The organism is Vibrio sp. ZF57 (assembly GCF_001691235.1).
GTDB classification, from domain to species: Bacteria; Pseudomonadota; Gammaproteobacteria; order Enterobacterales; family Vibrionaceae; genus Vibrio; species Vibrio crassostreae_C.
This window is the reverse complement of sequence record NZ_MAKD01000126.1, coordinates 1-319: the sequence shown is the minus strand read 5'-3', so window position 1 is coordinate 319 and position 319 is coordinate 1. Positions and strand designations below refer to the sequence as shown.

General features: G+C 53.9%; 1 rRNA gene. It reads left to right on the top strand.

Features of this window, described 5'->3' with window-relative positions:
- Positions 1-319 (top strand): 16S ribosomal RNA (locus tag A6D97_RS19125); the annotation flags it as partial.

Below are 319 nucleotides of genomic sequence, written 5' to 3'. Positions count from 1 at the left end.
TTGATGTGGGGGATAACCATTGGAAACGATGGCTAATACCGCATAATGCCTACGGGCCAAAGAGGGGGACCTTCGGGCCTCTCGCGTCAAGATATGCCTAGGTGGGATTAGCTAGTTGGTGAGGTAATGGCTCACCAAGGCGACGATCCCTAGCTGGTCTGAGAGGATGATCAGCCACACTGGAACTGAGACACGGTCCAGACTCCTACGGGAGGCAGCAGTGGGGAATATTGCACAATGGGCGAAAGCCTGATGCAGCCATGCCGCGTGTATGAAGAAGGCCTTCGGGTTGTAAAGTACTTTCAGTTGTGAGGAAGGG